Here is a 24328-nt window from a genome sequence, read left to right as displayed (position 1 = left end):
TTATGAGAAATAATACTTTTATAGTCTCCTTATCTATTTTAATGGTAGGCTATCTTCCTTTTTCCTGTAAAAACAGAGAACTTAATTATATTGATTATTACAATAAAGTTTACACCATAGACAGTATTCATAGAATCCATAAAGATACTTTAGCCACCATTAAACAATACAAAAAATTATTTAGGCAATATCCTCCGATTCAAAATGAGAGAATTAGAGAATTCGAAGCCTATATTAAAATGGCAGATAAATACCATAAAAGCTTTGGAGGAATGAAAAGTCTGAATAAATTAATCGCACAGGCAGGACCTTATTGGCGTCCTGAATCTGATTTTTTTAAGCTATATAAAAAACACGGAATAGATAGTGTACAGGTGGAACAAAAGTACCAAGAGTGGAAAAGAGGTCTTAATCAGGTTTTATTAGATTCATTCAGCATTGCTTTTAAAAGAGATCAGTACAATAGGCATATCAAAGAGACTGTTGAAATGAATGATAAAAAAAATGCTGAACTTTTACTATGGACGCTTAAAAATTATGGATATCCATCAAAACAGAAAATAGGACTCACCGGAAACCATGGTGTCTTTATGCCAATGATAGACATACTTAATCATATGGCTTATACCCCATATTATGAATTCCTAAAAACAGAATTACTGAAATATGTAAAATCCGGAGAATGCACTCCTAGGGATTATATTGATATGGTAGATAAATATCAGTATATGAATAATGGAATAACGATGTACGGGATATTTATACGTTATGATGAGTCAAACCTAAATGCTGCTGATTCTTCAAGAATTGATAAAAACCGTGCTGCCATAGGTTTCCCCAGAATGAAAACCTCTATGAAGATTGCAAAAGTTTTTTTCGATAAGCTTAAAAAGCAACAAAAACACTAATGGCTATCTATAATTACAAAACATTAAATACATTTCAGTTATACATGACATTCATCACATTCCCGAAGATAAAGTTGTTAAAGTTAAAATAGTTACTATCTGTAAGCCCAATAAATAGTTTTTCATAGAATCAAAACTCTGAAAGATAAAAATGTAAGTCAGAATTCAAAAAATAATTTTATCACAGATTTTAGATTTATATTTATTAACCTAAACCAACACAAAACTTTATGAAAAATTATAAGCACAGGCATTACCTTTTTACTTTATTAATAATCAGCTTAGCTGTCTTTTCCTGCAAAAACAGAGAACTTAATTATATTGATTATTACAATAAAGTTTATACTATTGACAGTATTCACAGGGTTCAAAAGGATACTCTGGCTACCATTAAACAATACAAAAAATTATTTAGGCAATATCCTCCAGTTCAGAATGAAAGAATCACTGAATATGAAGTTTATATTAAAATGGCTGATAAATACCATAAGAATTTTGGAGGAATAAAAAGTCTGGATAAACTAATAGCCCAAACCGGACCTTACTGGAGACCTGAATCTGATTTTTTCCAGTTATATAAAAGACACGGAATAGATAGTGTACAGGTGGAACAAAAATTTCAACAATGGAAAAAAAGCCTTAATCAGGTTTTGGTGGATTCATTCTCTATCGCTTTTACACGAGACCAATACAACAGGCATATCAAAGAAACTGTTGAAATGAATGACAAAAAAAATGCAGAGCTTTTAATATGGACTTTAAAAAATTATGGGTATCCATCATTACAAAAAAAAAGGACATCGGGGAAGAGAAGGCCAACTCATGTCTATGGGGACTATGCTCAACCATATGGCCTATACGAAGTACTATGAATACTTCAAAAAGGAATTACTACCCTATGTTAAATCCGGAGAATGCACACCAAGAGATTATATCGAAATGGTAGATAAATATCAATATGTAAATAATGGAGTAACGATGTATGGAATATTTATGCGTTATAGTGAGGCTAACCTAAATGCTGCTGATTCTGCAAGAATTGATAAAAACCGTGCTGCCATAGGTTTCCCCAGAATGAAAACCTCTATGAAGATTGCAAAAGATTTTTTCGATAAGCTTAAAAAACAACAAAAATGATTCTCATTATTTCTGAAAATAAAGAAAATACAACCAATGAAGTGATCAAATACCTTCTGGCCATGAACAAAAAATTCATTCGTGTACATGAAGATGAAATTTTTGAGATTAAAACGGAACAAAAGAGACTTCTTCTGGTAAGTAAAAGAAATAGATTCTATATTGATGAAATAACCAGCGTGTGGTACAGAAACGGAGGATTAAATTTCAGAAGGTTGCGCTACGAAAATGAATCCATTAATCTTAATATGAATGAATATCAACACTGGCTGGAAGATTATGTGAGAAAAACATTAGAATCTAAAAGACATATCAATAAAGAAAGTAATAGTGATGTAAATAAGCTCTTGGTATTGGAGCAGGCAAAAAAAGTGGGTTTAGAGGTTCCGGATTATTTTCTTGCTGAGAATACCAACGAAGTAGTAATCCATCAAACCATCATCAAAACCATTGGCGGAAATCCCAGAGCAGAAAATATTACTCAAGACTCCACAGGAATGATGTATACTTCAATAGTGAAGGAACCTCAAAAGGGAAATTTCTTTATCACATTCTTTCAGGAAAAAATTGAAAAAGATTTTGAAATCAGGAGCTTTTATCTGAACGGGAAGGTTTGGTCAACAGCGATCTTTTCGCAAAATGATGAACAGACCAAAATTGATTTCAGGAAGTATAACCATAAAAACCCCAACAGAAATGTGCCTTATCAGCTCCCTAAAAGTATTGAAGAAAGAATCCATTTGCTGATGCTGTCTCTGGACCTCAATTGCGGTTCATTAGATCTCATCAAAGGCCGGGATAAGTTTTATTTTTTAGAAGTAAATGCCATAGGTCAATTTCTTGGACATTCCGTTATCTGTAACTATTCATTAGAAAAAGAAATCGCTAATTATTTATGAAAAAGAACTTTACTCCCAAGGAAAAACATCCGCTTCCTCTTATTTATAACTACATGGAAATGATAAAGAATAAAGAAAGAGAGAAGTCTATTGCAAATACAACCATAGCAAGTGAAAAATATCAGACGGATTTTTACACACCATCAAAACCTTACAAATTCCTGGTAAGATTCTTATGAGATACTTTAATATATTCAGTACTATTTTAATTACAAAAGGAGCTAATAGAATCTTAGTTTCAGATCTCCAGAGAAACACATCTGAACTTTATCCATTAGAATTTTATGATCTGATTGAAGAGCTGAAAAAGAATTCTATTGAGGAAATCCTGGAAACATATGATAAAGAATCTCAGGACATTGTTCTGCAGTATTTAGATATCCTATTGGAAAACGAATATGGGTTTATTACAGAGAATGACTGGGACCTGAATTTTCCGGCCTTATCTTACGAATATTCCGAACCTAATCGTATTAATGATCTCTTTATCGAAATTGAAGATATAAGCCTTTTAAAGAGGCTTAAAAACTCTATAGAGAATCTTGAGATCAGAAATTTAGTAATTTATAGTTCAAAACCGTTACCCTTAGAGGAACTTATCAGTATAGATTATACCTTCACCTCATCTGTACTTGCAGGAATAGAAATCATTTCTCCTTTTCACAGCGAAATAGATCACTCACTTATTCAGAAACTGGACCATGCAACAGAAAGAATTTATAGCCTTATTTTTTATCAGAGTCCTAAGAAGCCTTTCAAAACAAAAAATGAATTTAAGTTCAATCTGAACTTTGTAAAAGAACCCATCAAAATATCATCCTGCGGAAAGGTGGATATGAAGTATTTCAATACCAATCTCCCAAAGGTACTAGAAGCTATCAATTATAATTCTTGTTTACACAAGAAAATCGGAATAGATATAGAAGGAAATATCAAAAACTGCCCTTTAATGCCAGAAAGCTTTGGAAACATTTACAATTCGAGTCTGGAAGAAGCATTGGAACAGCCCGGTTTCAAAAAATATTGGAATATCACCAAAGACAGCATAGAAGGCTGTAAAGATTGCGAATTCAGGTATATCTGTACAGATTGCAGGGCTTATACAGAACGATCCCATTATACTCCGGAAAACCTGGATATATCAAAGCCTTTAAAGTGTGGTTACAATCCTTATACCAATGAATGGAAAGAATGGAGTAAAAATCCGCTAAAACAGAAAGCCATTCATCATTATGAGTTACATAAACTAAAATAGCTTTTAAACGATGTTTAAAAGCTATTTCATTATATAGAAATAAGAGAGGTAAAAACTCTTATTTAAAAAATTTCCACTTCGGAATAATGGCCAGCATTCCAAAACCTGTAAAAAGGAAAAGATTGGTAACATCTGTATACAGGAAGGTAGACAGATAGTAGTTGTGCATAAAGAAATGCAGCACCAATAAAACCGGGAATATAATGATTCCTATTTTTTTGTAAAAGAACATCAATACAAGGCCTATCACCATCAGTGCATCGATTGAAAAGATGACATAAAAATACCATCTCGGGATTTCAAGATATTCATGCTGAAGATATTCATCAACATCTATTCCCAGTCCCATTAAGGTAAACAACATTAAGGCAGCAAATGCCAGTACAAATCCCCATCCTTTCTTCGGATCCTCGTCAAAATAGCTGTATTCTTCCATAGGTACAAAAATAAAGAACTTATGAGAAATTTCATAAGTTCTTTTATAGTAATTCGTTTAAAATTTGAATTAAATAGAGATTGCGTTAATCAGTCTATTTTTATCACTTAGGAATTCTTCCATAGAGATCATACTTTCAGTTCTCATTACGTCCTGAATGTCGTCAATCTGATAGATAATTCTTTTAGCATCATCCGTATTCTTAGCTCTTACTTTACAGAAAATATTATATTTCCCGGAAATAACACTAGCTTCAATTACGTTAGGAATAACTGACAATTCTTTTAATACTTCCTGAGTACGGTTTGATTTTGTCAAAAGGATTCCAATGAAAGCTGTAAAATGATAGTCCAGCTTACCATAATCGATGCTTAGAGATGATCCCAAAATAATACCTGCATCTTCCATCTTTTTCACTCTTACGTGAATTGTCCCAGCAGAAACATCCATCTGCTTAGCAATTTCTGTAAAAGGCATTCTTGTGTTTTCTACTAAGAAATCAAGAATCTTCTTGTCTATTTCGTCCAGTTGATAGTTCATATTAGTTAAATTACAATTTCTTTAAAAAATCTATGTATTTTTTGCAAATTTACGAAAAATAATTTAACTAAAAAATATATATCAAATATTAACAATAATTAACACGGATGATAAAAATCATTAAAATATTCCGATTATTTAGCATTTGATTTTATAGAATCTGTTTTTATTTCCGTTTTCTCGGGAGACACTTTTTTGTCTTTTTTCTTCTTTTTAAACAAAGAATTGAAGCTTTTACTCCACATCACCCCTACTCCATAGGCTTGATTAGCAGTTCCGTTTGTACTGATCATTCCAATGTTCGTAGGTTTAGAATATCCTCTTACCACCAAAGTACCGTCATTCTTCTTAGACAAATCATACTCTATAGACCCTTCTCCTGAAAGATAATTGTTCTGTGCTCCGGTAGCATTTGCTTCTGTTTTGGATAATGGAATACCCAATCCGGTCTTGATATTTATCCTTGGTGAAAGGGCTACGCTAACTCCCGCATTCGCTCTGTCTGCCGTATTTGAATTTTGGTCACCTTTCACATAGTTCAGGTCGATCTGGAATTCATTACTCATGGTATTAAGAACCGATCCAAGCTGTTTCAGAAGCATGTTATATCCTTGTGATTCTGCGACGTTACCCATATTCACATCTACTCCTCCGGTATTGGAAACATTAAAGGTACTCAGTAGAAGAACGGAACCGAACTGAAGTACTTTTTCTCCTTCCTGGCTCATTTTGGCAGCCAGCGTTTCTCTTACCTGGCTGGAAACATCCATTGCCGTAACATTCAATTCCACTTTAGGATCTATCAAAGACTCAGTAATATTAGCCTGTAACAGAATACTTATAGGCTGTAGTTTACCCATACTCAGATATTCCCCCGCATTGGAAACCATTCTTACATAATTAGCTGTAATATCCAGTGCCGGCTTCATCGCATCACCATCCCATCTGATGCTGCTGTTTTTCTGGATCTGGAAGGTTTTGTTAAGGATCGCTTTGGATACGAATGTTCCGTTATCAACCTTATAGGTACCGTTCATGGCAATATTTCCCTGTCGGCTCATCTGGAACCTCAACGGATCTGCTGTTCCTTTTACAGTGATACTTCCTACATCATCTCCAATCAATACATTTACCGTAGTTCCTTTATCTACTGCCAAATTGAAATCAATATACATATTGGCACCTGTTTTTTTCTTTTCTTCCAACGTTACCAAACCGTCTTTTCCTTCTTTCAGGAATCTCAGCATCTTGAACTCTTCAACATTTGAAGTGGAACTCGAGTTAAAAGTAAAGGTACTTCCGTTAAGTGCTCTCATATTAGGAGTCGTTATACTTAGTCCGGACACAGGACCGGATACATACAAATCACCCTGACCGTAAACTCTTCCCCAAAACAGATCAGAATCCTTCTGTGTAGAGTTTAGCACTAAAAGATTATCTGCCCTCATGATCAGATCAATCCCCATGGAAGAAAGTGTTTCAAACCTGATCGCCCCGGAAATATTTCCTTTGGAATTGGTTCTTCCATCATGTACTTCAATATTGTTAAGAATGGCAAGCCCCTTCGTTAATTGGATTACATTATCATCAAATGAATAGTCTACTCCTGTAAACAGAAGTTTTAATCCAAAATCCTTCAAAGCGATATCGCCACTATAATCAAGGTTATTAAGTTTTCCGTTAATCTTAAGATCACCCGTTGCCTTACCTCTGAGATTCCCAAAAATAGTCTGAACGAACTGCTGGGTAAACGCCAGATCAAAATCACGCATTTCTGCCGTCAGATCAATATCCGGGGACGCTGAATTGTTATTAACAGTCCCTGTAAGATTTAAACTGTTATTTCCTAAGATTCCTGCAGAATGAACCTTTACATCAATATCATATACATTTAGTGAGAACCCGTTGGTTGCTGAAATGGAAATATCTCCCATATCATTCCCATTCATTTTAATATCATCTACTGTAAGATCTACCAGAGGTTGTAAAGTGCTTTTATCCATCTTGATCTTTACACTTCCGTTAGCCAGACCTTTTATATCCATACTGTTACCACCAGACTGCATTTCCAGCAGTTTTTCTATCGCGAAATCGCTGATATCAGCATCTACATAAAAATCCTTGATAGATTTAAATTCGGCCTCTTTTATAAACAGAGCACTCTTATCAGAATAAATCCTCAGATTCCTAATATCAAAATCTCCGGTATTCTTCCTATAAGTAATAGAATGATTCAATTCCGGGCTCGTATCAATAGCCCAGGAAACTTCATTGAATTTCACTTCAGTAGGTTCGAATCTGAAAACATAATCACCTGCTGCATCGGTAGACTGATCTACATTAATAGCATACTCCTTCAGTTTCTCATTAATCTCATCATCCGGACTTCCATGCTTGAATACAGTGGCAAGATGAAGGGTATTTCCGTTTTCGTTATTCCCTTTAAGTTCTAAATCTTTAATGATATTTTTATTGTACTCTAATCTATTGATTCTTGCATACAGCTGCTGAGCAAGATTGGCAGTGTTAATCCTTACTTTAACACTATCAACCATAGCGCTGTCTTTGCTGAGATTCTTTCTGTTGTTGATCTGGTAGTCAGGATTCGAAGCTGCTAAAGCTTTATCAGCATCAGTGAGTTCCTCTTCTTTGGTCATAATATATTTCAGGGCAGTGGCATCAAGGTTCAGAATCAGGTTATTTGAGTCCCCGTCATATTCACCTTCCACTGCAGCTCCGTTAGGTAATTTAAGATCCGGCAAGAAATAGTTGACTAATCCTTGCTGAACATCAAATTTCATGGCAAAATTCTGACCTCTGTATAATTTTCTTGGCGGTGGCCCTACAAGAATTCTTCCTACTCCATTCTCTACCATTCCTACGAGATCTCCCAAGTTATATTTTCCGGATATTTTCCCGTTTGCTGCTCCCGGTGCATCCACATCAATAACGCGTCCACCTGCTTCAATAAAGGTTTTTAATTTTGCTGAAGGAATATTGTATTTCTGTGTAGCTGTGGCAAAGTAAAGATTATTAGCACTAACATCTAAGGTAAGGTCATTAATGGATGACATAGACATTTTACCTTCAACCTGTCCGCTTACCATCTGACTTCCAGGTTTATTGGTAAAATAATTCATGTTCAGCTGGGTAACATCCGCATTAACATCCATCATAATTTTAGATGTACTGAAGTCTATTAACCCTTTAATCGTAGCTTTCGCCTGCTCATCATTCACGGTGATCAGTCCGTTATATTTTTTATGGTCTAACAATCCATCTAAATAAAGATTATTGATAACCTTATCCATAATTTCAATACTGGCAATCTGAGATTTGGTGGTAAGACGCATCGTATTTACATCAAAACTCTGCCCGTTAAGATCAAAATTACCGGAAATAAGTCCAACCGATTTATTTTTAGTAATTACGGACGTATTAAGATCCTTTACATCAAGATGGCCTGAATATTTAGGCATAGCCGTACTATAACCCGTTAAAGAAAGTTTAGAAATCTTTGCCTGTCCTATTCCCGTGATTAGACTTCCATTATCAACATAAATTTGATCCGGGTTTACCTTTGCTGTTCCGTTATATTTCAGTTTTCCAAAATCATCTGCAAAATTTTTCATCTTGCTGGAGATAAATGTTGGCATCATTGCCTTCAGGTCTTTATAGGTAAAATCGGTGGAAAGATTTTTAGTTTCAATAGAAAAATGCCCATTCAGCAGATTATCCACTTTCATTGTTTGGGTGGCAATATTCACATCAGGATTTCGGATCAAGAAATTTTCTAAATGGAATTTGTTTAAAGGCCCCGTCATTTTCCCTGAAAGATTGAACGGTTTGATATTATCCCAATTGGTCACAAAATAGCTGATATCATAACCACTTACCTGACTTCCCTGATTAATATTCATATCCCAGCGAACCTTATCTGCAAAATCAGCCCATGAACCATCATGAAGATTGAATTTAATAGCTCCCTGAAGTAAAGTATGATCTGTATTTAAGGTAAGGTCTTTTAATGACAAAAACTGCTTGGTTAAAGACAGTTCTGTTGAAAAGGTATCTACAATATGAGACTTCCCCCATCTGGAGGTTACAAAGGACATATTATTAATAAGCGCCGTAATATTAGGGCCAACGACCTTCACATTGGGAGCTTTTAAATTAAATTTTGTTGCGGTAAGCCACTTTCCATGATCTCCCTCAGAGTTTTGATTAACGATAGATACTTTAGAATCTATGATCTGTACTCTTGAATTCAGTTGAAAAGGAGGTTTTTTAGGATCTCTTTTCTTTCCATCATCAAATAATTCTGTGAATCGGACAAAATTGGAGATACTGTCTCCTTTATAAGTAATAACTTTTACATCCGCATTAACCAGTGTAAGGGAATTAAAACTTAAAGAATTACTTTTCCCGGAAATAGCATTCACTGCAAGAGATATCCAGTCTGAATCAGCACGGAATTCTCGAGCCTGAATAAAGTTTAACCCTTTGTAATCTTTTACTTTTAAACCTTTTATGGTAACATCTCCGAAATAGTTTACATCTACACTTTCTGTAGAAAATCCGGATTTAAAATCATTGTTTACAAGCTTCAAAGCCTGATCTGCTGCCCATTGCTTGGTGACCGGAAGGTTGATGGTAATAAGGATTCCTCCAATAAGAACAATACCTAACCAAAAAAGAATAAGAAGAAGCTTTGCCCACCAGGTGTAGCTGGTGACATCTTTCATGGCTTGTTTACCAAACTCTTCAGCAGTCTCTACAGGATGATTAATGGCATCTGAAGCAAGCTCAGATGCTTCTTTCACTGTTTCCCGTACCTTTTCCTCTACATTTTCAACAGTCTTCTGTACCTGATCCCCTAGGTTTTCAGCTACTGATTTTTTATTCTCATTCTCGTTATTATTCTCTAACTTTGCCATTATTATGAGCGACTCTATAATTTTAGGTATTGAATCGTCTTGCGACGACACCTCAGCAGCTATCATCAAGGGGAATTCTATTCTTTCAAATATTGCTGCGAACCAGGCTATCCATAAAGAATATGGAGGCGTGGTCCCTGAATTGGCTTCGCGAGCCCATCAACAAAATATAATCCCCGTTGTTGAAAAATCTTTTACCAAAGCAAATATACAACAAAATGCAATCTCTGCTATAGGATTTACACGCGGCCCCGGACTTTTGGGATCACTTCTTGTAGGAACATCATTTGCTAAGTCTCTGGCTATGAGTCTTAATATTCCGTTAATTGAAGTTAATCACCTTCAAGCTCACATTCTGGCCCATTTCATCGAGGATGCAAATCCTGTGCCGCCTACTTTTCCTTTCCTGTGTCTTACCGTAAGTGGGGGGCATACTATGATTGTATTGGTTAAGGATTATTTTGACATGGAAATCATTGGAAAAACAACCGATGATGCCGCCGGAGAAGCTTTTGACAAAATCGGAAAAATATTCGATCTGGATTATCCTGCCGGGCCTATTATTGACAGGCTCGCCAAAGAAGGAAATCCTGATGCTTTTAAATTTAATAAACCCAAACTGGAGAACTACGACTACTCTTTCAGCGGAATTAAAACGTCCGTTTTATATTTCATCCAGAAAGAAGTCAGAAAGAATCCGGATTTCGTTAAGGAAAATCTCAACGACCTTTGTGCTTCTGTACAGAAATGCATCATTGAAATCTTAATGAATAAGCTTGAAAAAGCAGCCAAAGACCTTAATGTAAAAGACGTAGCCATTGCAGGCGGAGTGTCTGCCAATTCTGCATTAAGAAAGGCTATGGAAGACAACAAAGAAAAATTAGGCTGGAATATCTATATTCCAAAATTTGAATATACCACTGATAATGCAGCCATGATTGCCATGGTAGCACAGCTGAAATTCGAAAGAGGTGAATTTACAGACCTTAGAACTTCTGCTACTGCAAAATATGACTTATGAAAATACTCTTAGAAGAAAAAATACTGGGAACACATTCTAAAAAAAACTCAAAATATTATTGGGTTTTAGAAACTGTTACAGGAAAAAATGAAAGTTCGGAAAACGCTACTGATTATTTTCCATCAAGCTCTGAAACAGGATATATTCAGGATATAAAAGAGGAGATTATTGAAAAAATAAACGCTGAAAACCTTTTTAGTTTTCCTTATACTCCAAAAGAAGGTGACTATTTATCCATTAAAAATAACCTAAGAAAACAGGAATATTTAAATCTGATTTTCATTAATGATAAGTGGATAGAAGAAATATATATGTGCAGCTACCGCGAATGTGATACAGATATTTACACCACAATAAAAACAGGAGTGGCATTCTTAACTCAGGATATATGAAATTATTTTACGGAGAAATAACAGGCAATAAAGTCATCATTAACGACGAGGAACAACAGCACATTGTAAAAGTTCTTCGAATGAAGGAAGGAGAAGAAATTTATGTGACTGATGGAAATGGAGCTTTAGCTTCCGGAAAACTTGTTATAGAAGGAAAAAGAGCCGGCATTGAAGTTTCAGAAATTAAAAACGATCTCCCGGGCTTTACTCCTAAACTTCATATTGCCATAGCCCCTACCAAAAATATTGACCGTATAGAGTTTTTTGTGGAAAAGGCTGTAGAAATGGGGATCTCTGAGATAAGCATTATTGCTACAGAAAAAACAGAACGTAAAAATCTCAATATTGATAAGATCAGAAAACAGGCTATTGCAGCATCTAAACAAAGTTTGAGATTTCATTTCCCGGTTATCAATGATACGGTAAAACTTTCTGATTTTCTGAAAAGTATTAATTCTGAAAGTACTTTTGTTGCCCATTGCCACGAGGATCTGGAAAGAATGGAACTTAAAAGCATTCCTCCTATGGAAGAGGTGACCTTTCTAATTGGTCCCGAAGGGGACTTTTCTGAAAAAGAAATTGCATTTCTGGCTGAACATAAGATCAAAGCAGTTTCATTAGGAAATCAAAGGTTAAGAACCGAAACAGCTGGTGTATTTGTAGCTGCTTGGAATTATTATAATATGATTTAGGTCTTAAAATTCATATTATTTAATATACACTGTGATTGACTACGTCGAAATAACATTCATCAACTAACAGGAGATAATCTTCGGTTTCTGACGAAGGAAGAATCTCTTCCTTTACTTAGATTCTTCACTCCACTGCGTTACATTCAGAATGACATATCACATGTAATAGATAATTACTAAATATAATAAAGGAGGTTTTTCAACCTCCTTTTTCTATACTCTTCATTGATTATTTCCAATCAATATTATTTTCTTTCAGATATTTCTCAAAAATTTGCTGTCCGCTTCTTATGGAATTTACTGTCCACAAAATCTTCATTCGCAACAATTTTTCTTCATTTAGTTTATAATCAACGCCAGATTTTATCAGTTTTTGTTTCAATTCGTACATACAAATGGAAGCGGCTACGGAAACATTAAAGCTTCGTGTAAAACCATACATCGGAATCGCCAGCGTTTCATCTGCAAAATCCAGAATTTCCTGAGAAACACCCTCCATTTCTGTTCCGAATACCAACGCTATAGGCTCTGTAATCTCGTATTCAGGCAACATTTTCGCATTATTTTCCAGCGAAACCACTACAATCTTATAGCCTCTGTCTTTAATTTCCTGAAAAGATTCCATATTTCGGGGAAGTTTTTCAACTTCAACCCAGGTATCTGCTCCTTTGGTTACCCGAAGGTTAGGTTCAAAACTATATTCTTCCTGCAAAGCCACTACTTTATGAAAACCGCAAGCTTCTACAGAACGTACAATGGCTGCGGCATTCCGGAACTGGTAAATATCTTCTACCACCGGAAGTACAAAATCTGAACTTTCTTGTGAAAAGTGTTCAATTTTTGATAATCTTTCGTCCGTTAAAAACTGTTTTAAATATTCATAAGTTTGCGCTAAATCTTTCATCTGCATTTAGTTATTTTTTTCAATAGCCTTATGTAACCTTTAGAATTCATCTTATTCTTATAAAATTTCACCCTAAGTGTTCCATTCATTTTCAAATCTTTGCAAATTAACGTAATTTTGGGCTATGATCCTTAACCGGGATTCAATTCTTAATTAAAAATAATACATGAAAAGAAAAGTCCTGCTCATCTATACCGGAGGAACCATCGGTATGGAAAAAGATTATGAAACCGGAAGTCTCCGTGCCTTTGATTTTGGTAATATCTTCGAAAAGATGCCTGAAATGAAGCTTATGGAATGTGAAGTTTTCGTACATCCTTTTGCCAAACCACTGGACTCTTCGGACATGGGACCTGAAGAATGGAGAGTGATTGCCAATTACATCCACGATAATTACAATGATTATGATGGATTTCTGATCCTTCACGGAACGGATACCATGTCTTACACTGCTTCAGCATTAAGCTTCATGTTAAAAGGATTAAGAAAACCTGTAATTATGACTGGTTCACAGTTGCCTATTGGGGATCTGAGAACTGATGCCAAAGAAAACCTTCTTACGAGTCTTTACTATGCAAGTCTATATGAAAACGATGAGGCTGTCATTCAGGAGGTGGCCATCTATTTTGAGTATAAATTATTAAGAGGAAACAGAACACTGAAATACTCTGCTGAATATTTTGATGCCTATGCAAGCCCGAACTACCCTATTCTTGGACAATCAGGTGTTCATTTAAATATTATCAATGACAATCTTTTCCGTTGTGATCCAACAGTTGAGTTTCATGTTGACGAACATATCTCTGAGGATGTTCTTTTCTGGAGAATTTTCCCGGGAATGCATCTGAGCCATTTCAGGGAAATTCCTAAAATGAAGGTCCTGATTCTACAGGTTTTTGGTTCCGGAACTATTTTCAGCAGTGAAAAAACTCAGGAAACGCTTCAGGAGATCAGAAATAACGGTACTGAGATTGTTGTGGTAAGCCAATGTATTTCCGGTGGTATTTCATTCGGTAAATACGAAAACAGTAATATTTTCTCCAGAATCGGAGCAATTAGCGGAAGAGATATGACGGCAGAAACAGCTATTACCAAAGCGATGCACTTAATTGACAATCCTAATTACTCCGGAAGTTTCGCGGAGAACTTTACTCAAAGCCTTTGCGGAGAAATTACTGCTGAAAAATTACACTAAAAATTTGGTATTTAAAGAAAATAGTCTATTTTTGCAATCTCAAAAAGAAAGGTGTCCGAGTGGTTGAAGGAGCTACCCTGGAAAGGTAGTATACGGGTAACTGTATCGAGGGTTCGAATCCCTTCCTTTCTGCAAAGAAAAGCACTGATTATCAGTGCTTTTTGTTTTTAATACATATTTATTTTTTAATCTACTGATTTTTATTACTAGTTTTATTGGGTACAAAATAAGGATATATCAATCCATTTTTACACAATTTTTACACAATAGAATATCATGAAAATCAGATTTTACTTAGATACTAAAACTACACTAAAGACTACAGGAGAGCATCCGTTAAGACTTTATATATATATTTCTGCTAAAGATAGAAAATATCCTTTTACACAATATTCTTCATTAGTAAAAGATTGGGACTTCAAAAAAGAAATGCCTAAAAAAAGTCATCCTTTATATATTGCTATTTCAGATTTTCTATTAGAAAAAGACAGAAAGATTCTAAATCTTATAAATTCAAGAGATAAAAGAACTGCTCCGGAAATAGAAAGCATTATTCTTGGAAAAGAAACATCAGATAGTGTTTATGACTTTTGGGATGTAAGGATTAAAGAATTAGAAATCCATCGGGATAATACTTCTAAAACAGATATTAAGACCGGAGGAACAGCTACTAAGTATACTGACAATTTAAATGTTTTTAAATCCTATAAAAAGACTCTTAAGTTTTCAGAAATAGATTATAACTTTTTATATAAATTTAGATTAGAAAAGTCTAAAAAATGTAAAGATGGAGGCATAAATGCTTACATAGCAAATCTTAGAGCTGTATATAACCAAGCTGTAAAAAGAGGGATATATAAACCTGAAACTTCAGTTAGCCCTTTTCATGGAATTAAAACTTCAAGCAAAAATACTAAAGACAAATATTTATCTCTTAAGGAAATGAAAATTATAGCTGGCAATCAAGTAGATCATAATTACTATAGATATTTTATGCTTTGTTTTTACTTGGGGGGGCTAGATTTTATTGATATTGCCTCTTTAAAAAAAGAACACATTAAAGATAATCGAGTTAAATTTATCCGTTTTAAAGGAAATACTCAGGAAGTTATTGATAACTATATTTTTGAAGAAGCTCAGGAAATTATTGATTATTTTGATGAACCTGGATCAGAATTCATAACACCAATTCATAAATACGTTTACAAGCCTTATAGGCAAAAATATATTGATGGATTTAGAAAAATAGCTGAAGATCTTAAAATTAAAACAGAAACCTTCTCTAAGTCACCCAGATATTCTTTTATAAATATCGGAGGAAAGGAATTGTACTTGAATAGAGATATAATAAAAGAGATAACAGGACATGCACAGAATGATACGCATTCAATTTATGAGGGCCGATTTCCAGATCATATAAAAGATAAAGTTCACAAAGAAATAATTGATTCAATTAAGGCGTCTAAAATCTGACGCCTTATATAATCATTTTTTATTTTGGCGTTCTTGGCTTGAATCCCTTCTTATCCATTCAACCCCCTCAATAGGATGATCCTTTGTCAGTATCAAATCCGGTTTTATTGGTTTTGCTAATACTATTTGTGTTTCTTGTTTTTTACCCACGGGAATGCCTCTTAAAACAAGCTCAAATGTAACTTGCTCACCTACATTTAGGAATCCGGTCCTAAATGCAAGTTTATTATACGCGTAAATATCCAGCTCTTGATTTTTTTCAAAAGACCTTATCCTGATGATTCTTTCTGTTAAATCATCCTTTTCTGACTCTTCAAAGATTTTAAAAACGATTCCGGAAATTTGCATAATTAAATTTACAATTATTACAGCAAAGCAAAACCCGCATGGCGACAGAACTTGACGCATTAAAAAGTTATCCACATAAAAATCCCCGGACTATGCCAGGGATGAAAAACTAATTAAACTCAATTTATGTTGAGAATGATATTGTAAATATAATGTTTTAAATAAAAAATCCCCGGAAAACCGAGGATAAAAACTAATAACCATGAAAACTCAAATTAATGAGTTCTTAATTTATATTTTGAAGCCATTTAATACAGCCTTTCAATTCCTTGATCTTCACCTGAGTCTCTTTAATTTGTTCATGAATTATATTGCCCTGACTACGTAATTCTCTATTGACATAATCAGATTGTAAATCAAGTTTTCTATTTTCATAATGCTCTAATAAATCCTGAATGTTAAAAATTGTTTTCTCCTTCATCTTATTATATTTTATGGAGGTTAATCTTGAAAAAATTTAGGGTTTATCTTCTTAATAATATCTTCTGCATCTGCCTTATATCTTGTCCCTTTTGCCATTATCCATAAAGCGAATGTTAGTACATCTAATTTATTTGTTCTTTCATCATATGCATCTCCAACTGCTTCAGCCATTTTCTCTGATTTTGTTTTTTTAGCTCCCATACTCTACACTTTTATTCCTATAGCCTCTAAAGCGGAAGGGGTTAATGTTAAATCAAACTTTATTAAATCTTCAACTTTCAAATTATTTTTGCCATCAAAATATTGTTTTTCAATTTCTCCAGTCCAATATGTAAGTTCAGTGTAAATTCGCATAAATTTTTCGCCTGATACCAAATCAATAAGATTTCTTTTAGTTGCTTTATATGGCGTTTTATTAACTCGCAGTACTCCTTTGAGTAAAACCTTATCATTCGCTTCATAATATTCATCAATTTCTTCCTGAGCACTTACATTTACAGGCATTCCCATGCATCCGCAATCAGAACTTGTGCAGCAAAATTGTAAAGGCTCCAACACAACCCCATGTTTATCAACAGGCACAAACATTCCCAGCGTCAATGGCTGTTTTAGAAATTCTGCATAATTGAAAATTAATTTCAACGGTTTTACATAGTCTGTCTCAGACGTCGTTTTTCTTTTTTGTTCCAGAATAAAGTCCGAAAGGGGGATTAATTTCATAGGTTAAGCTTTTAATAATTCTGGGTTTTCATGAATATTTCCAACCACTTCAATAAGTGAGTTTATTTCATCATAAATGCCCTGTTCAATAAGACTCTGATTCATCGTTGCGAATGGTATGAATTCAGTAAATGTTTTTTCTCTATCATCTGTAACGCCAACTACTCCAAACGATCCTGATTGAAAAATGACCTTTCTTAATGCACGGCTTCCAACATAAAACTTAAAAATATCTCCGTCGTAAATTTCAACTCCGTTTTTGTCTTTTTCGCCAATGTATTGTTGTGGGTTAATGCTTTCGTTTTTATTTAGATAATCGTATAGATTGGCTGATCGTATGCTAATCCATGGGATAAAAAGAAATTCTTTTACATCCCAAAATCTGAATTTTATTTCTTTCATGACTATTTTGTTTATGTTTCTTTTGCAAATATAGTAGAATTATTTTGCATATTAAAATATTTTGCAATTATTTACGCCTTATTTTGTACTTTTGATGTAGAATTGTCGTATGAATAAAAAGTTATCGAACATATATGTTGTTATTTTTGAGGAAAAAGTGATTGCAATTGAAACCAATCTGCAAAAGTTTTACGACTCATTCCCCGCCGAACTTAAGAGTAAAAAGGCTTATGATTATTTTTACAGAGAATTCAAAAAGTCGTCATATTTCAAATTTAAACTAGACAACAGATATTCACTACAGAAAATACCGCTTAATCAGGAAGTGCTTACCAAATAAAAAACCTCCCAGGGCACCAGAAGGTTAAAAAAGTGTTGATAGAAATAAATTATTCGAGACTCTAATATATACAAATTTATGTAGCCGATTTATGACTGTAGTCATAATTCTACGGGAATCCGTAATGCGTGTGTTTTAATTGTTTGTATATTGGCCCCTTAACAATTAAAAATTAGATCATGACACAAAATTTCACAGAAGCAGATTGGCAGCAGGATGCTGATGATTTTAAAATTGACATTACAATTGACCACTCTGAAGACAAACCAATTGTACAAACCTATATGATTAAAGATGGCTCAACCCATCAAGTTATTGGAGGTGTTGAAATTATTGAAAATGCAGTACGAATAACGTCAGGACGACCATATAATGGATTTGTTGTAATAAAATAGCAATAACCCCACCTAACAGTGGGGAATTTTTATTTCGCAAAGAACAAATCAGCTTCCGCCTTTCTTCTTCGGATTAGCCCGTTCAAAACTTTTACTCCGGCTGTAATATATTTTGTAGTGAACCACTTTCTGATCTCATCTTCCTCTGCTTTTTTATTGATTAAAGAAAACAAACCATCTGATCCTCCTGTGTTATAAGCGTGAGATACTAAAGCATCAAATTGATTCTGAGTCAAAGCCACTTTCACTTTAGAACTTACAACCTTCTCATAAGTTGGCAATACTAACGCAAAGAGTTCCGCGCCTTTTTCTTTCGTAATAGTCGTATCTTTCATTGTTACCTTTTTACCTCCCGGATAATAAGTGTTTCCATAGCCAATGGTTGGAATCCCTGCAGAGTCCAGATAAGGCTTAGCGCTGAACCCTTCGAATGACAATATTAAGTCTATTCCTTTTTGTGATGTTTTCATTTCTTAAGTATTTCGTCAATTATTATTTTCCCGCAGAACCCGGTTTCGGCACCCAATGTGTAAAGTGTTATTTTGAATAGGATGTCGATCATAGCCTGATTAAATTGTAAGAAATACCTAATCCAAGGCCCGGATAAAATTGATTTACTCCTGGCACATAATAATAACCTGCCTGAATTCCAAAACCTATTTTTTTAGGTTTTATATCTATCCTCTTTTTGAAATGTTCGACACCATTAATCTTCATGTTTCTATCTGGAGAAGAAATATCGATGTACGTTTTATCGGGTCCTAAAAGCCATTTTCTTTCATTGTACTTAACAACGTCAACGACTGCATTGTATTTATAATTTACAGTACTGTCAGCCGTATTGGAAACGATCTGCATATATTTATTTTCATAATAAATACGGTCCTTTTCCCTTTGTTCCTTACTTGCTTTTAATTGTCCTTCTAAAATGAATTTAGCCCTTGTTAATTCGTCTATCTTTTCAGTAGCAATATTAAGAGCTGGAGCTAAAGTATCCTGAACATAAGTGTTATAGTTTTTAGTAACATGATTCTGAATTAAATCACCTTCTTTTTCTTCAAATTTTCCATGCAGGGTGCTATCAATTCGATTCATCCACGTATACAAAGCAATGCTATCACTTTTATGCTTTGAGTCTTCAACAATTCTGTCGTTTTTACTTAAAGTAAACCATCCCGTAAAAAGGTTTGCGGCTAAAACTAAAACTGCCAAAACCAAAATCGCTATAAATGTATTCTTTTTCATTTTGCTTGATTTAAAATTATTTTGGCCTGTTCTTGAGTTTTTTCCCGAAGGGTGCTATCTGCTTTTTTTATAGTCTCTTTCTCAATATATCCGGCCTTTTTTAATAACTGATCTTTCAAAGCGTCTTTTTCCCATTTCTCTTTCTCATACAATCCTTTCCAGTACTCTTCTGAATCATTATTTTTATTGATATTTATGAAGTAGGTGATCCAAAACATAACAAAGAAAACTGCAGCAACGAATGCGATAGGATTCTTTGTGATAAGCTGCTGAATCCGTCCGATTTGATTAGTATTTGGATCTGCCATTTCATTATAAGGATTCTAAAAATGTTTGTATTTTATTAGCGAAAACTTTATGTCCATCGCGATTAGGGTGTAAGCCAATATTATCAAAGTAAGCCGCTTTAACTTCTGGAATATCCGGAGTAAGACCACAACTACTATTAAGGTCCAGAACGGGCAATCCGTAAATCTTTGCAATTTCCTTAATCGCATCAACATACGGAAGTAAATAAGAGTTCCCCTCTCGTTGAATCGGCGTTATAATACCTATTTTTCTTCCAAGATATTTTTTTATTAATCCTTTAAATGTAACGTTCAAAGCACCTTTAAAAGTAACATTAGTGGTATCAGAATTAGTTCCAATTGGAGTCCCGGCAGTTACATCGTTGACACCTGCATGCACGGTAATAATATCAAGGTCATTAGCCATGTTTACATATGCTTCTGATATTACCATCGTTTGACCCGATTTAGGTGCATAACTAGCGCCATCTACCGCGTAATTAAATGTTTCACAATTTGACTGAGATGGAATAATTACCTTGTATCCGACTCCGAAATTCGCAATAGAATCTCCTATATTCCCCCATTTTTTGCCTCTTATTGGCGAGCACAAGGGGCGCAATTGTTCTGCAGGTAATTCTGATACAATATTAGCCAGTTCGTAAGGAATGAAGTCAACAGGATTTTGGGTAGTTTCGTAAATCATGGAATCAGGCATTAATGCAGATGCAGGTATTGCAACCCGCATGAAATAGACGCCGTTAGGAATTAAAAAATTCCCACCAACTCCAGTAACTAACTGAAAATTTCCCTTGTTCTGATCAAAATATCCAGAGTCCCAACTTCCAGGTGCTATATATCTTTTTCCCGGCGTTACAGGAATATAATCAGTCAATTTTGCGCCTGCATTAGGATCGATAGATCCATCTGCTCGCATAAAACCATTAATGAGTTTACTTGTATCAAGCAGGTTAAGATGTTTCTCACGTAATGCTAATTGATTTTCTCTTACAGTACTTACAATTAGTGATTTAAAGTTTTCATCTTTATAGTCAATTACATTATCTCCGTATGGTACATATTGAGGCGGATAAGGTATGTTTTTAACAATCATAAGACTATCCTTATATCCTATTTGAGCGTCTGTTCTTACGAACGCAATTAGAGGATCATTAGGTATTGTAAACTCTTCGCCTGCCCCCGGAACAGTATCATATATTATTAAATTTTGATTGGCATCATAACACGCCCAATTAATGTATGTTTGCGTTCTTATAACATCCCCTGAAACAACTGGAATATAGTCAGAAGTTAAATAACTCGTGTTAGGCGAAAAAACACCGTTATTTAGATAACCAATAGAAATTGCGTTTTTATCGAAAAGGTTTATTTCATCTTCTTTAAGAAATGAAGTTTGTTTTGGTGGTATAATTTGACTTTTAAAATAAGTAGAAACACTTTTGCCCGTTTCTGCCTTATCTATAGAATCAGGATCTAAAGCACTCATATTATAATCAACTTCAGGCAGTTTAATTATTTCTTTCTTGGCTACTCCATTTGTTACCCAAATCTGAACTATACTATCTTTAAAATCATCTTCAGTAATGATTATAAATTGATTATTTTCATCTTTAAAATTAGTATAGGTACCCGCTACTTTTACTTCCCACTTTTCAAATAGTGCAGGATCGCCTGGCGCCCAAGGTGTTGGTGAACTTGTTGGAGTTGCTTCACCCTTAGAATCTGACGCAATCATTGCTGGAATTTCATTTACAGCATCAGCTGTTTTTAGTAAAAATTGTTTTACTGTATTGAATTCTGAAGCAAAATGCTTATCTCCAAATGCCTTATTAGGCATATCTTGTATCGGTTTTTTATCAATCATCATAATTCCACTTTGTTATATTTCTTCCGATAGGATTTCTATTTTGAATTTCGTTGTTATTGTTTATACCCCCGCATCCGCAATTTTTACAATTGAATTGGATGCAATCTTTTATTTGTTCTTCATCTTTTACTGTACATAAATAATCCTTAACCATATCCAGGTAAATCTCAGCGTTTTTATAGTGCTCATTCATTATTGATTTAAGTTCGTTAATTGGTGCAGCAACACTATCTTGATTAATCTTTTGAACGACCCCTACTGCAGTATCCACATATCCATGTCTAAAGATGTAAGCTGCATAACTAGCATGAATAATAACCCTTTTTAATCCAAAATGAACCTTTAGCTTTCCTGCACATTGATACTCAGATCCACACCAAATCTTTTTAATTAATTCGTTTTCCGGATCTGAATTAATTTTGCTTATTAGACAATACCCTATTTTTGGGATTAGCCATAAGTTAGTTTGCTCTCTGATAAATACACATAACTGCTCCCAATCACAATGTTTCGCAACTTGTCCAATGCATTCAAAATCACTTTTGGAAATTAAATTTGCCTCTATGTTACAAAGTGGGGTCATCTACTTTATTTTTAGGTTGTCCAATCATTTTCTCAGCGAGATCAGCACTAATTCCATAGATTTCTTTAATGATCTCAATCGCGGATTCTCTTTGAGTAAATCCTTCACTTACACTCTTCTGAAGTTCAATTAGGGCCGATACTCCACCAACAGAGCCTTTTAACTCGGCTTGTGATTTCAATCTTAATTCCTCTCCAACATCACTAGAAACTTCTTCTTCGATAATTGGAATGATCTTAAATTCAACACTAAATATCTTTTTAAAAAGGTCTTCAATTTCATATCTAATAAAGGCTGTCTCATTGTTGTAAATTTTAGTGGCTTCTTTGATAGCTTCACCTGAATTTCCAAATATTCCACCGTCTTTATCATCAATAATAATCTTCGGTATTTGAAGATAACAGCTTCGAATATTATCTTTAATATCCTCCAGAACTTCCTTAAATTTTTTAGGATCATATGATGATTGAACAGTTTCAATAGCAATTGTGCTCTTAATATCTTCAACCTGAAATGGGGTATTGATGTGATATACGCCTCCAGCATTTTCAGCGCCTAGCCAATCGTAAAAGTCTTTTTGAAATTCCTTCTCAGAGTCTGGATCTAAACCATTCGTTATAAGAAGTGTTTTATCGATGAATCCTAAACGAATATTGTTATTGTGATATAAACTCATTCTGAATTCAGAATCCGCATCATTCATTCCCTGGGCATTTAACCACCCGTGAGAATATTCTTTATTTTTATCATCTAGTGAATAATACAGAACCTGGCCACGGTAATTGCGTATTTGAGTTTTTAAATCGCTTTTTGGACTGTCTTTTTCTCGTTGATCCTTTATACTCGATGGATTGTAAGGGTAAAACCATTTACTTTTTTTATTTTTCCTCTCGGTAATAAAACTAAATCTTCTTTCAATTTTAGACCAATCTCTATAAACGATTATTCCTTCATTTCCATAGTCATCTTCCTTAACCTTTCGGCATTTTTTGTATTCTAAAACATCAAAGTAATTTACTTTACCTTCTATATCGTAGTTAACATGAATATATACTCCTTTATGTGTTTTTAACGAAGAAACAACATCTAATAAACATCTGTTAAGGGTTATTTTTTTTCCTTTTCTTGTGTTTATTTCAGCTGCAAAATTGTTTAAAAAACCTTTTCCGAAAATAAAATTACCAAGTTTATTAGAGCAACTTAATGCAGTAACAGAATTATGCTCGATTGCCTCAAGCCTATCCGGATAAAGGTTGTCTACATCGTTAAGATATATATCAAAATCACACTCCTTTCTTTGTGGAATTATTCGATTATAAATCTCAACGAATTTTGCTGTAAACTTTGATAAATTATCTTCTGCTTTTTGCATTAGTTTTGTCTTTTTCTTCCTCTTTTTGGTTTTTCGGCTTCTTCTACTTCATTAACCACAACATCTTCTGTCACTGGCAAGTCGTTCAGCTCTTTTTTTTTATAATCTTTTTCAATAACCAAATCTTCATTAGTTTTATCAGCTAATTGTGGTAATACATAAAAAAGATCTTTTGCTTCCGGTTTTAATTCCATGTATCTTAGCCAATCTGCATCAGATGAGTTATTAGACCATACGTCACCGTATAAGTACTTTAATGTTCCTCTATCTTTTAGAACATATGTTTTATTGCTATTTTCTGTTTTCTTTTCCATTGGAATAATGTTTTTATTTAACACTTGATTTTTCCATTGATTGAAGTGATTGTTAAATTGGCAACCAAAACAACCTTGTGGCAATTGCCCCCAGTCTTCTAGGAGAAATTGTTTGTAAGCATTAAAAAGGAGCGGTGTGTTTCTAACCGCATCCGCTCCTTTATTTATTAATTCTAATCTATCCATACTAACTAAAGGGATAATCAAAAGTGTAGTTGAAGA

The 24328-nt window shown here is 34.2% G+C and carries 28 protein-coding genes and 1 tRNA gene; 13 read left to right on the top strand and 16 right to left on the bottom strand.

The annotated features are described in order from the left end of the window. Positions 1-2: 2 nt before the first annotated feature. The 6 genes from CHSO_RS05990 (at position 3) to gwsS (ending at position 4199) form a co-directional block, all read left to right on the top strand. On the top strand, positions 3-908 hold the full coding sequence (locus CHSO_RS05990; RefSeq protein ID WP_045493587.1) for a hypothetical protein: 906 nt from the start codon (positions 3-5) through the stop codon (positions 906-908). 230 nt (positions 909-1138) lie between these two features. Then, entirely contained in the window at positions 1139-1780 is a 642-nt protein-coding gene (locus CHSO_RS05985) for a hypothetical protein (protein ID WP_045493585.1), read from the top strand. Continuing rightward, positions 1758-2045: a hypothetical protein gene (locus CHSO_RS05980; protein ID WP_045493579.1), complete on the top strand. Its 288-nt coding sequence runs from the start codon at positions 1758-1760 to the stop codon at positions 2043-2045. The genes CHSO_RS05985 and CHSO_RS05980 overlap by 23 nt, the downstream gene beginning before the upstream one ends. Beyond that, entirely contained in the window at positions 2042-2944 is a 903-nt protein-coding gene (gene gwsG / locus CHSO_RS05975; protein ID WP_045493576.1) for a grasp-with-spasm system ATP-grasp peptide maturase, read from the top strand. Before CHSO_RS05980 ends, gwsG begins: the two co-directional genes overlap by 4 nt. Then, positions 2941-3123: a hypothetical protein gene (locus CHSO_RS05970; protein ID WP_045493574.1), complete on the top strand. Its 183-nt coding sequence runs from the start codon at positions 2941-2943 to the stop codon at positions 3121-3123. The genes gwsG and CHSO_RS05970 overlap by 4 nt, the downstream gene beginning before the upstream one ends. Next, a complete protein-coding gene (gene gwsS / locus CHSO_RS05965) occupies positions 3120-4199 on the top strand; it encodes a grasp-with-spasm system SPASM domain peptide maturase (RefSeq protein ID WP_045493571.1) in 1080 nt (359 codons plus the stop codon). The genes CHSO_RS05970 and gwsS overlap by 4 nt, the downstream gene beginning before the upstream one ends. Before the next feature lie 58 nt (positions 4200-4257). Here the strand turns inward: gwsS and CHSO_RS05960 are convergent, their stop codons facing one another. The 3 genes from CHSO_RS05960 to CHSO_RS05950 all read right to left on the bottom strand — a co-directional run bounded on the left by CHSO_RS05960 (position 4258) and on the right by CHSO_RS05950 (position 10112). After that, entirely contained in the window at positions 4258-4635 is a 378-nt protein-coding gene (locus tag CHSO_RS05960; protein WP_045493568.1) for a hypothetical protein, read from the bottom strand. Between the two features lie 69 nt (positions 4636-4704). Continuing rightward, positions 4705-5175 (bottom strand): Lrp/AsnC family transcriptional regulator, encoded by a 471-nt coding sequence (locus CHSO_RS05955; protein WP_045493567.1) that lies wholly within the window; start codon positions 5173-5175, stop codon positions 4705-4707. Between the two features lie 134 nt (positions 5176-5309). Then, positions 5310-10112, bottom strand: coding sequence for a hypothetical protein (locus CHSO_RS05950; protein WP_045493566.1), 4803 nt, complete (start codon positions 10110-10112; stop codon positions 5310-5312). 4 nt (positions 10113-10116) lie between these two features. Here CHSO_RS05950 and tsaD point away from each other — a divergent pair, with 4 nt between their 5' ends. From tsaD to CHSO_RS05935, 3 genes are read left to right on the top strand one after another with little or no spacing between them, the layout of a single operon-like run. Further along, positions 10117-11133, top strand: coding sequence for a tRNA (adenosine(37)-N6)-threonylcarbamoyltransferase complex transferase subunit TsaD (tsaD, locus tag CHSO_RS05945; protein ID WP_045493564.1), 1017 nt, complete (start codon positions 10117-10119; stop codon positions 11131-11133). Next, entirely contained in the window at positions 11130-11525 is a 396-nt protein-coding gene (locus tag CHSO_RS05940; RefSeq protein WP_045493562.1) for a hypothetical protein, read from the top strand. The genes tsaD and CHSO_RS05940 overlap by 4 nt, the downstream gene beginning before the upstream one ends. Next, positions 11522-12217, top strand: a complete 696-nt coding sequence (locus CHSO_RS05935; protein WP_045493560.1) for an RsmE family RNA methyltransferase — start codon at positions 11522-11524, stop codon at positions 12215-12217. Before CHSO_RS05940 ends, CHSO_RS05935 begins: the two co-directional genes overlap by 4 nt. 229 nt (positions 12218-12446) lie before the next feature. Here CHSO_RS05935 and CHSO_RS05930 read toward each other — a convergent pair whose 3' ends face one another. Continuing rightward, on the bottom strand, positions 12447-13127 hold the full coding sequence (locus tag CHSO_RS05930) for a TrmH family RNA methyltransferase (RefSeq protein WP_045493557.1): 681 nt from the start codon (positions 13125-13127) through the stop codon (positions 12447-12449). Between the two features lie 160 nt (positions 13128-13287). On the opposite strand from CHSO_RS05930, the gene CHSO_RS05925 reads away from it, so the two are divergent. The 3 genes from CHSO_RS05925 (at position 13288) to CHSO_RS05915 (ending at position 15789) form a co-directional block, all read left to right on the top strand. Next, positions 13288-14316 carry an asparaginase gene (locus CHSO_RS05925; protein ID WP_045493554.1) on the top strand — a complete coding sequence of 343 codons (1029 nt, stop codon included), beginning with the start codon at positions 13288-13290 and terminating at the stop codon, positions 14314-14316. A 45-nt stretch (positions 14317-14361) separates the two neighbouring features. Beyond that, a tRNA-Ser gene (locus CHSO_RS05920) sits at positions 14362-14448 on the top strand. Positions 14449-14592: 144 nt separating this feature from the next. Continuing rightward, positions 14593-15789, top strand: coding sequence for a phage integrase SAM-like domain-containing protein (locus CHSO_RS05915; protein ID WP_045493551.1), 1197 nt, complete (start codon positions 14593-14595; stop codon positions 15787-15789). Between the two features lie 12 nt (positions 15790-15801). Here the strand turns inward: CHSO_RS05915 and CHSO_RS05910 are convergent, their stop codons facing one another. From CHSO_RS05910 to CHSO_RS05890, 5 genes are all read right to left on the bottom strand, one after another. Continuing rightward, positions 15802-16137 (bottom strand): hypothetical protein, encoded by a 336-nt coding sequence (locus CHSO_RS05910; protein WP_045493549.1) that lies wholly within the window; start codon positions 16135-16137, stop codon positions 15802-15804. A gap of 226 nt (positions 16138-16363) precedes the next feature. Continuing rightward, positions 16364-16558 carry a hypothetical protein gene (locus tag CHSO_RS05905; RefSeq protein WP_045493547.1) on the bottom strand — a complete coding sequence of 65 codons (195 nt, stop codon included), beginning with the start codon at positions 16556-16558 and terminating at the stop codon, positions 16364-16366. Positions 16559-16578: 20 nt separating this feature from the next. Next, positions 16579-16761 carry a hypothetical protein gene (locus CHSO_RS05900; protein ID WP_045493544.1) on the bottom strand — a complete coding sequence of 61 codons (183 nt, stop codon included), beginning with the start codon at positions 16759-16761 and terminating at the stop codon, positions 16579-16581. Between the two features lie 3 nt (positions 16762-16764). Further along, positions 16765-17280 carry a hypothetical protein gene (locus tag CHSO_RS05895; protein WP_045493542.1) on the bottom strand — a complete coding sequence of 172 codons (516 nt, stop codon included), beginning with the start codon at positions 17278-17280 and terminating at the stop codon, positions 16765-16767. A gap of 3 nt (positions 17281-17283) precedes the next feature. After that, positions 17284-17682 carry a YopX family protein gene (locus CHSO_RS05890; protein WP_045493539.1) on the bottom strand — a complete coding sequence of 133 codons (399 nt, stop codon included), beginning with the start codon at positions 17680-17682 and terminating at the stop codon, positions 17284-17286. A gap of 519 nt (positions 17683-18201) precedes the next feature. Here CHSO_RS05890 and CHSO_RS05880 point away from each other — a divergent pair. Beyond that, complete coding sequence (locus tag CHSO_RS05880) at positions 18202-18417, top strand: hypothetical protein (RefSeq protein ID WP_045493531.1); 216 nt, start codon at positions 18202-18204, stop codon at positions 18415-18417. A gap of 29 nt (positions 18418-18446) precedes the next feature. Here CHSO_RS05880 and CHSO_RS05875 read toward each other — a convergent pair whose 3' ends face one another. From CHSO_RS05875 to CHSO_RS05845, 7 genes are all read right to left on the bottom strand, one after another. Then, positions 18447-18887, bottom strand: coding sequence for a lysozyme (locus tag CHSO_RS05875; protein WP_045493528.1), 441 nt, complete (start codon positions 18885-18887; stop codon positions 18447-18449). 88 nt (positions 18888-18975) lie between these two features. Continuing rightward, positions 18976-19662, bottom strand: a complete 687-nt coding sequence (locus CHSO_RS05870; protein WP_045493525.1) for a hypothetical protein — start codon at positions 19660-19662, stop codon at positions 18976-18978. Next, positions 19659-19970 (bottom strand): hypothetical protein, encoded by a 312-nt coding sequence (locus CHSO_RS05865; RefSeq protein ID WP_045493522.1) that lies wholly within the window; start codon positions 19968-19970, stop codon positions 19659-19661. The genes CHSO_RS05870 and CHSO_RS05865 overlap by 4 nt, the downstream gene beginning before the upstream one ends. 4 nt (positions 19971-19974) lie before the next feature. Next, a complete protein-coding gene (locus CHSO_RS05860; RefSeq protein WP_045493519.1) occupies positions 19975-21837 on the bottom strand; it encodes an SGNH/GDSL hydrolase family protein in 1863 nt (620 codons plus the stop codon). Further along, positions 21827-22420, bottom strand: coding sequence for a hypothetical protein (locus tag CHSO_RS05855; protein WP_045493516.1), 594 nt, complete (start codon positions 22418-22420; stop codon positions 21827-21829). Before CHSO_RS05855 ends, CHSO_RS05860 begins: the two co-directional genes overlap by 11 nt. Then, positions 22404-23792: a hypothetical protein gene (locus CHSO_RS05850; RefSeq protein WP_045493508.1), complete on the bottom strand. Its 1389-nt coding sequence runs from the start codon at positions 23790-23792 to the stop codon at positions 22404-22406. The genes CHSO_RS05855 and CHSO_RS05850 overlap by 17 nt, the downstream gene beginning before the upstream one ends. Next, entirely contained in the window at positions 23792-24292 is a 501-nt protein-coding gene (locus CHSO_RS05845) for a hypothetical protein (RefSeq protein WP_144428861.1), read from the bottom strand. The genes CHSO_RS05850 and CHSO_RS05845 overlap by 1 nt, the downstream gene beginning before the upstream one ends. Positions 24293-24328 lie beyond the last annotated feature (36 nt).

It is taken from the genome of Chryseobacterium sp. StRB126, assembly GCF_000829375.1.
Lineage (GTDB): Bacteria > Bacteroidota > Bacteroidia > Flavobacteriales > Weeksellaceae > Chryseobacterium.
This window is presented reverse-complemented; position numbering and strand designations above follow the sequence as displayed.

Excerpts from the sequence above, each read along its gene's own strand:
- CHSO_RS05990 (WP_045493587.1), top strand. The coding sequence starts at position 3 with ATGAGAAATAATACTTTTATAGTCTCCTTATCTATTTTAATGGTAGGC.
- CHSO_RS05985 (WP_045493585.1), top strand. The coding sequence starts at position 1,139 with ATGAAAAATTATAAGCACAGGCATTACCTTTTTACTTTATTAATAATC.
- CHSO_RS05980 (WP_045493579.1), top strand. The coding sequence starts at position 1,758 with ATGGCCTATACGAAGTACTATGAATACTTCAAAAAGGAATTACTACCC.
- gwsG (WP_045493576.1), top strand. The coding sequence starts at position 2,042 with ATGATTCTCATTATTTCTGAAAATAAAGAAAATACAACCAATGAAGTG.
- CHSO_RS05970 (WP_045493574.1), top strand. The coding sequence starts at position 2,941 with ATGAAAAAGAACTTTACTCCCAAGGAAAAACATCCGCTTCCTCTTATT.
- gwsS (WP_045493571.1), top strand. The coding sequence starts at position 3,120 with ATGAGATACTTTAATATATTCAGTACTATTTTAATTACAAAAGGAGCT.
- CHSO_RS05960 (WP_045493568.1), bottom strand. The coding sequence starts at position 4,635 with ATGGAAGAATACAGCTATTTTGACGAGGATCCGAAGAAAGGATGGGGA.
- CHSO_RS05955 (WP_045493567.1), bottom strand. The coding sequence starts at position 5,175 with ATGAACTATCAACTGGACGAAATAGACAAGAAGATTCTTGATTTCTTA.
- CHSO_RS05950 (WP_045493566.1), bottom strand. The coding sequence starts at position 10,112 with ATGGCAAAGTTAGAGAATAATAACGAGAATGAGAATAAAAAATCAGTA.
- tsaD (WP_045493564.1), top strand. The coding sequence starts at position 10,117 with ATGAGCGACTCTATAATTTTAGGTATTGAATCGTCTTGCGACGACACC.
- CHSO_RS05940 (WP_045493562.1), top strand. The coding sequence starts at position 11,130 with ATGAAAATACTCTTAGAAGAAAAAATACTGGGAACACATTCTAAAAAA.
- CHSO_RS05935 (WP_045493560.1), top strand. The coding sequence starts at position 11,522 with ATGAAATTATTTTACGGAGAAATAACAGGCAATAAAGTCATCATTAAC.
- CHSO_RS05930 (WP_045493557.1), bottom strand. The coding sequence starts at position 13,127 with ATGCAGATGAAAGATTTAGCGCAAACTTATGAATATTTAAAACAGTTT.
- CHSO_RS05925 (WP_045493554.1), top strand. The coding sequence starts at position 13,288 with ATGAAAAGAAAAGTCCTGCTCATCTATACCGGAGGAACCATCGGTATG.
- CHSO_RS05915 (WP_045493551.1), top strand. The coding sequence starts at position 14,593 with ATGAAAATCAGATTTTACTTAGATACTAAAACTACACTAAAGACTACA.
- CHSO_RS05910 (WP_045493549.1), bottom strand. The coding sequence starts at position 16,137 with ATGCAAATTTCCGGAATCGTTTTTAAAATCTTTGAAGAGTCAGAAAAG.
- CHSO_RS05905 (WP_045493547.1), bottom strand. The coding sequence starts at position 16,558 with ATGAAGGAGAAAACAATTTTTAACATTCAGGATTTATTAGAGCATTAT.
- CHSO_RS05900 (WP_045493544.1), bottom strand. The coding sequence starts at position 16,761 with ATGGGAGCTAAAAAAACAAAATCAGAGAAAATGGCTGAAGCAGTTGGA.
- CHSO_RS05895 (WP_045493542.1), bottom strand. The coding sequence starts at position 17,280 with ATGAAATTAATCCCCCTTTCGGACTTTATTCTGGAACAAAAAAGAAAA.
- CHSO_RS05890 (WP_045493539.1), bottom strand. The coding sequence starts at position 17,682 with ATGAAAGAAATAAAATTCAGATTTTGGGATGTAAAAGAATTTCTTTTT.
- CHSO_RS05880 (WP_045493531.1), top strand. The coding sequence starts at position 18,202 with ATGACACAAAATTTCACAGAAGCAGATTGGCAGCAGGATGCTGATGAT.
- CHSO_RS05875 (WP_045493528.1), bottom strand. The coding sequence starts at position 18,887 with ATGAAAACATCACAAAAAGGAATAGACTTAATATTGTCATTCGAAGGG.
- CHSO_RS05870 (WP_045493525.1), bottom strand. The coding sequence starts at position 19,662 with ATGAAAAAGAATACATTTATAGCGATTTTGGTTTTGGCAGTTTTAGTT.
- CHSO_RS05865 (WP_045493522.1), bottom strand. The coding sequence starts at position 19,970 with ATGGCAGATCCAAATACTAATCAAATCGGACGGATTCAGCAGCTTATC.
- CHSO_RS05860 (WP_045493519.1), bottom strand. The coding sequence starts at position 21,837 with ATGATGATTGATAAAAAACCGATACAAGATATGCCTAATAAGGCATTT.
- CHSO_RS05855 (WP_045493516.1), bottom strand. The coding sequence starts at position 22,420 with ATGACCCCACTTTGTAACATAGAGGCAAATTTAATTTCCAAAAGTGAT.
- CHSO_RS05850 (WP_045493508.1), bottom strand. The coding sequence starts at position 23,792 with ATGCAAAAAGCAGAAGATAATTTATCAAAGTTTACAGCAAAATTCGTT.
- CHSO_RS05845 (WP_144428861.1), bottom strand. The coding sequence starts at position 24,292 with ATGGATAGATTAGAATTAATAAATAAAGGAGCGGATGCGGTTAGAAAC.